Annotated in this window: 8 protein-coding genes; 2 read left to right on the top strand and 6 right to left on the bottom strand. The window is 37.0% G+C overall.

Features of this window, described 5'->3' with window-relative positions; translation table 11 throughout:
* Positions 1-325: 325 nt before the first annotated feature.
* Positions 326-910: a hypothetical protein gene (locus BMW30_RS09085; protein ID WP_091476200.1), complete on the bottom strand. Its 585-nt coding sequence runs from the start codon at positions 908-910 to the stop codon at positions 326-328.
* 263 nt (positions 911-1,173) lie between these two features.
* On the opposite strand from BMW30_RS09085, the gene BMW30_RS10445 reads away from it, so the two are divergent.
* Complete coding sequence (locus BMW30_RS10445) at positions 1,174-1,383, top strand: hypothetical protein (protein ID WP_143249020.1); 210 nt, start codon at positions 1,174-1,176, stop codon at positions 1,381-1,383.
* A gap of 81 nt (positions 1,384-1,464) precedes the next feature.
* Here BMW30_RS10445 and BMW30_RS09075 read toward each other — a convergent pair whose 3' ends face one another.
* The 5 genes from BMW30_RS09075 to BMW30_RS09055 form a co-directional block, all read right to left on the bottom strand.
* The gene (locus BMW30_RS09075) at positions 1,465-2,271 is read right to left on the bottom strand and encodes a hypothetical protein (protein WP_091476192.1); all 807 of its coding nucleotides are present in this window, start codon (positions 2,269-2,271) and stop codon (positions 1,465-1,467) included.
* Positions 2,272-2,405: 134 nt separating this feature from the next.
* Positions 2,406-2,837, bottom strand: a complete 432-nt coding sequence (locus BMW30_RS09070; protein ID WP_091476189.1) for a hypothetical protein — start codon at positions 2,835-2,837, stop codon at positions 2,406-2,408.
* Between the two features lie 123 nt (positions 2,838-2,960).
* Positions 2,961-3,893 (bottom strand): hypothetical protein, encoded by a 933-nt coding sequence (locus BMW30_RS09065; protein WP_091476186.1) that lies wholly within the window; start codon positions 3,891-3,893, stop codon positions 2,961-2,963.
* A 127-nt stretch (positions 3,894-4,020) separates the two neighbouring features.
* Positions 4,021-4,617 (bottom strand): hypothetical protein, encoded by a 597-nt coding sequence (locus BMW30_RS09060; RefSeq protein WP_091476180.1) that lies wholly within the window; start codon positions 4,615-4,617, stop codon positions 4,021-4,023.
* 116 nt (positions 4,618-4,733) lie between these two features.
* Entirely contained in the window at positions 4,734-5,021 is a 288-nt protein-coding gene (locus BMW30_RS09055; RefSeq protein ID WP_091476178.1) for a hypothetical protein, read from the bottom strand.
* 466 nt (positions 5,022-5,487) lie between these two features.
* Between BMW30_RS09055 and BMW30_RS09050 the strand changes: the two genes are divergently transcribed.
* Positions 5,488-6,363 carry a nuclease-related domain-containing protein gene (locus BMW30_RS09050; RefSeq protein ID WP_091476176.1) on the top strand — a complete coding sequence of 292 codons (876 nt, stop codon included), beginning with the start codon at positions 5,488-5,490 and terminating at the stop codon, positions 6,361-6,363.
* Positions 6,364-6,459: the final 96 nt, after the last annotated feature.

Here is a 6,459-nt window from a genome sequence, read left to right as displayed (position 1 = left end):
ACTTGCCGCACACTTTGAACCACTAGCTGTGCGGCAGCTCAGTTTTTTCGCACTTGCCGCACACTTTGGACCGCCAGCTATGCGGCAGCTCGTATTTTTTAGTCTCCCGCACTGCGAATCATTCAAAATGTTCCTCAGCACACGATTTCGACCCCGGGAGTACCGCTTCACGAACCAAAATGGGACTCAGCACACGAACTCTTCCTCGATAGTACCGCTCTTCACACACATTACTGTTCCTCACCTCAGGAAGAACACTACACAAAAAAAGTGTTCCTCAGGCAATGGTAATCACCACCTGTGGAACACTTTAATATCAATTTATCTAGTCGTTCTTTGTCATCGTGAAAACTGCACCCTGCAATTCTTCAAGTGCTTCTTCATCTTCTGTTGTCAGATTATCTGATTCTAGCTCGTAACTCTCCACATTTCCTTCCACAACTATCTCACTTTCGTAGTCGTTCTTAACAAGCACAGTGATAATTTTCGAGTCATCATTCTCTACTTCATAGCTCAGTGTTTTACCTTCAACAGTGTATGTACCTTCAAACGATGTTTCTTCTTGTTCAAGAGTCACTGTATCTTCATCAAAAATTAGTTCTCCAAATGGTTGTAACTGTCCGTCGTGCTGGATGCTTAAATAGTACGAGTTGCCGGCATACTGGTTGTCGTCATTTGATTCATCTTCAACTGAATCGTCTTCATCCGTTGATTCTTCTTCATCCGAATCCTCGTCCGCTTCTGATTCCTCTTCTTCCCCAGGCTCGTCAGTTTCCTCGACCTCATCAGTCTCCTCTACTTCTTCAACTTCTTCCGCATCCTCATTTTCTTCTACTTCTTCTGTTTCCTCTTCACCGCTGCATGCTGCAAGTAGCATTAACGAGGCTAGAAATGCATATGTTTTTTTCAATTTACTCACTCCTAAGTTATATCTACCAATAATAATAAATATCCTACCATAGTTCTGTAATTTCATGAATTGTTAAGATAAAGTTCTCGCATGCCTTATCTATCTATATTTTACCAAATTAACATGAAATATTTACTTAGAATTGACATGAGTTAGTTAAAATAAAACTAACTTAAATAAAAAGAAGAGCCATCAAAGATTGATGTGCTACCTCTTAAGTTTACAGATGAAATAAAAAATCTGTAAACTTAGGCGGTTTTCTTATGGCTCGACATAGAAGTTTTGAAGAGAAGATACAGATCATTGAGTATTATTTGAATCATGGAGATAGAAAAAAGACAGCTGAAGTATCCACACCTGCTTCAAATTCAGCAATCCGCATAAAATCACCTTTACCAGGTTCACCACTGATTATACGTTGTGTTCTTCCTTTCGTTGAATTTGGTATGTCTACTTTCGGAAAATTTTTATAGGATGTAAATTCGATTTCTGGTCTGCCCATGATTGAATATTCTCCTTAATTTTCAAATACTCTTGCTGTCAAACATGTATTTTTACTCCAACAAACTGCGCATGATCGCCTTATACCGAATCACAGCATCTTCTAACTGGTAAATCACAGATTGAAGTTCAGCTTTTTTATTGGACACTGCTTCTTCATCTTTTACGAAGTTTCGATAGCTATAAGGATATTCCGTTTTGATCTTTTCAATTTCAAGATTGAGTGATTCCAACCGTTCAATCAATCGCTTCTCTTCTCGTACTAATACGGTCATACTTTCGTCGCTGTAGTACGTGAGTTGCGGTTCGTCGGCCATCTCACGAATTATTTTTAGTCTGTTTAAATCTCTATTCTCATATGCCGCCATCGCATTGTTAAACAACACTCGATTCGATAAGGAAACATCAGGATTCAAATCTTTATGCAACAAAGTTAAAATCTTATCATATAAAGTTTCGAGCCGATTCATATCCACACATGATAAAGGTACTTTTCCGCGATACTCTACGGATTCATTAATTTTATCCATCTGGGCATCCAACTGCTCTTGATACATTTCAAACTCAACATCGAGTTGATTTTCAATTGATTCGATATTTAAAGTCTGTTTGTTTTGTTTGTAAGATTGGATCATTTCTATTTTACGTTTGTATCTGAGCACGGTCGATTGCAATTCGTACGCTTTGTACTCTAAATGACCGACATCAAGCATATAAGCCATTTCAATTCTTTTGCACTCAATGAACACTAGTGAATCTCTTTCCAATAATCGCTCCGCTAATTTTGCACGCAACTTTTTTACTTCATTCTGTAAAGCAACAAATTCTGGAAATGGAACGCTATCGTTGTCAAAATCCACGTTTAATTACACCTCACATATAGAATGAATTATAATTTTAGAATGATTATACCAAAGACAAAAGAATTGTGACATCTCATCTGTCACAATTCTTTTTATCTTACTGAATATTATCTTAATTATTTGCTCCGACGTTATTCTTCGTCTTCTCCATCATCATCAACTTTTGTTAATTTGTATGGTAATCCTTCAATCTGTTCATTCATTGCTTCTTGCTCCGCGACAACTTCTTCAGGCACGTCGTCTCCTTCAAGCGTCATGCTTACGATTTCACCTTCAATCACATCACCGCTTAAATCATCATACGAAAAAGCGATTTCAATCGTTATATCTGAATTCGGATCAGATCCTGTGATTAAGATTTCATCATCTGTCACTTCATAACTATCCCCTTCTGCTCCAGTTATTTCATTAACAGTTAATTGTCCGTCATTTCCAAATTCATAAGTACCAGAAAGGACACCATCCATTTCCAACTCATAAACATTTCCTTCTAAACCATTCCCACCGCCACATGCGGCAAGCATTACTGTCATTGATGCACCTAATACCAGTAATTTTCTCATATATTGTTCCTCCTAGGGTGATAATACTTTATACCCTAACGGGTACGATGTAAATCAGAAAAAATTTTACTTTGAAAAAACAAAAAACCGTGCGATTTCTGTGAAGTCACACGGTTCTTTATCTTAATCTTCGAGTTCTAATTCTTCTTCATAATACACTTCATTACTGACGATCTCTTGGACGCGCAACGACAGTGGCTTATCCTCATCGATAATGTCCATCACTTTTGTTGCTTCAATTGTTTCTCCAACTTCCAGATACTCTGTTTCCTCGACTTCATTTTCATAATCCGTCGATTCACTCAACCCTGTCGAATGGCCAGGTCCATCGATTTGTGACACTTTCAAATACTGATAATTTACCAATCCAATCGTGTTATATAATGTTTTTGGCGTCACATTATAAGTGACTAATAGATTATCATCTTCTTTTTCAGCATCTAAAATTTCTAAATAGACATGATTCGTTTCAATAATATTATCTCCACGCGGCGCTTCTACTGCTTCATCTGGCTCATCATTGTAATCCAATGACACACTAAAATCCCACGTATCTAAATGTTCTCCAGAATTCACTGAAAATATATCCTGCGACTCATTATGGTAAACATCGACTGGCGAGTACGGATTTTTCAGATAAAAGAAACTCATACCATACGATTTTTTACCATCATAAGAGAACTCGGGCGCTCTTGATACACGGTGTGCATCATATTTATCGCCACGTGCGATTTGAGTAGAAAACACAGCAGATGCCGGATTACCCTCTTGCTCAACTTTTAAAAACAAATCCATTGCATGCTGATCTAACGTATCAGGTTCTGCTTCAAATTCATAAAAGATACCAAGTTCCACCATTTTTAATCGCGTCACAACAACTTCATAAGCGACAATATTCACTTCTTCATCTTCAACAGTCACTGTAATTGGTTCATCAAGTTCAATTAATGTATGCCCAAGTTCATGCGCATCGATATAAATAACCTCTGCATTGACTTGGGTTGCTAAAAACAAACTGCTTAGCATAATCGACATTATCATGATGTATTTCTTCATAGCATTCTCTCCATAAAATATTTAAGGCGAACTCTTAAAGTAACTTACATTTTTAAATTTTTTTTGCGTTCCTTTATCATATCATCACCGTAAAAAATGTTCACTTTGTTTGATGTATTTGAGACACTTAAATTAAGTCACGAGATATGGATTCATGATTCAGATTGCAATCAATCTTCAAATGCCAACTGTTCTTCATAATACACTTCATTGGTGCCAATTTTTGAATTGCAATAGTAAATGGCTTATCTTCATCAATAATTTCCATTACTTTTGTCTCTTCGACTGTCTCTCCGACTTCCAAATACTCTGTATTATCATCTAAGTAGCGCTCACCATCTTCATTTTCATCATCATATGATTTAATTAATACGGAAGTATACCCAAAGCCAAATCCTTCTCTTTGAGATACTCTTATATACTGATAATTTACAAATCCATATGAGTTATACAATGTTTTTGGCGTCACGTTATACGTGACGAATAGGTAATCCCCATCCAGTTCATAATCTAAAACTTCTAAGTACACATGATCCGTCTCAATAATATTTTCTCCTGTTGGTGCTCCCACTGGTTCGTCCGGCTCATCCTTATAATCAAGAGATTCATTAAAATCCCATGTTGCGATTTGTTTGCCAGGCGCCGTATTCTTAAAGAACCGTGGCTCATTATTATGGTAGATATCTATTGGTGAATATGAATCTCGTAGATAAAATTGACTCATACCATAAGAATTTCACCATCATACTTGAATTCTGATGCTGTAGATTCACGATGATTATCGTAGTCATCATCACGTGCGAGCTTTGATGAGTACACCGCTGAGACTGGCGCACCTTCTTACTCGGCAGATATGAAGGTCTCTAATACACGCTGATCTATTGTTTCAGGTGGTGATTCAAACTCATAAAATGCGTTTCGTTCTACCCTTTTTAAACGTGTCACAATAATTTCATATGCGACGATGTCCACTTCATGATCTTCAACTGTAATAGTAACCTGTTCTTCAAGTTCAATTAATGTGTGTCCCAGTTCATGCGCATCAATATAGACGACCTCTGCATTTGTTTGATTCGTAAAAAATATACTGCTCAACATAATCGACAGTATCATGATGTATTTTTTCATATTGTTATCTCCATATTATTTTTGAGTTGGGGGAAGTTTTAACTGACATCACTTATTGTACTATTAGCCTATTAGATTATTATTTGAACAGAAACATTATTTGTAGTCGTGTTCTTGGTGTTCTTCGTTTTCCCAGTGTGTTTTTGTTGTTTTTCCCTATGTTCTTAGTGTTCTTGGTGTTCTTGCTGTTCTTCGTTTTCCCTATGTTCTTGGTGTTCTCTTTGTTTAATACTAAGTGTATTGGTCAAATTCTTGTGTTTGAAACTATATTTCATATCGAGAGATTTTTTATCAAGAAATTTAAAAAACATTTTCTTGCAATTTTTACAAAATTGTATGAAAAACCGGACAATTTTTAAATTATTGTAAGATACCATAGCAATAATTTAAAAACTGCATGAAACTGTAGTTTCATCAGGTTTCAAGGCGACGTGCATTCTGATTTTATATATGTTATGACTGTATTATGACAAGAAAAAAATCATTAAATCACATGCAACTCGACGTTCTAAATTATCGTTCAACATTGGATGACGAAAGTGTGCTGACACTGCAGAAATTAGAAAATGGATATGAAGGAGAGCTTTTGTTCGATCAAGTTTTGAAGAAATATAAAGTTCAGTATGGTTTAATCCATGTTAAGGATTTTCTTTTTGAATTTGATGGAGGCAGTAAGGAAATTCAGATTGATAATATCGTTATTTCACATGATGCTTGTTACATTTTTGAAGTGAAAAAGTTTGAATTTAATTTGATGATGGATGATCGGAATATGTTCTATTTTGAAGATGGTCGAGAATGCACGATGTTGAATAACCAGACAGAAAGACAGGTTGGTACAGTGCGACAGTTGCTCAGTGATTGCGGGTACCCGATGGCGATTCATCATCGATTGGTTTTTATCAACCCGAACCAGACTGTGTATGGCATGAAGAAGGAGTCACCGATTTTGTTACCCAATACGATGATGCGATTTTTGGATAATTATATGAAGCCCAACCGCAGGGATTACAGATTTTTAGAGGATGCCCTAAATGAGCGCCGCTTGTTGCGTTCGAAGCATGTTAATTTCTATAAGATAGATTTGGATACACTGCGGAAAGGGGTCTATTGTAAGTCTTGTTCGACCCGCCTGATCCGCAGCTCGCGATACAAGTATTCTTGCAACGGATGTGATGTGAAGATTTCGACGTTGGATGCGATTAAGTGTTTGATCCACGATATTCGGGTGTTGAATCCGGATTATAAAATGACTTCCCAGTTTTTGAGTCGGCTGAGTGATGGAGAAATCACGGGATCAGCGATTCGCCGCTATAGAATTAAGGGTGACGTTCAATATTAATTATGATTATTCGTGTAGAAGGTGTGAGTGTGTGCGGCAGCTCGAGATTTTCGGACTTGCCGCACACTTTGAACCGCTAGCTGTGCGGCAGCTCAG

This window comes from Aliicoccus persicus (assembly GCF_900110815.1).
In the GTDB taxonomy this organism is placed as follows: Bacteria; Bacillota; Bacilli; order Staphylococcales; family Salinicoccaceae; genus Aliicoccus; species Aliicoccus persicus.
Note: the sequence above shows the minus strand (reverse complement) of the source record. Positions and strands in the feature narration are given on the sequence as shown.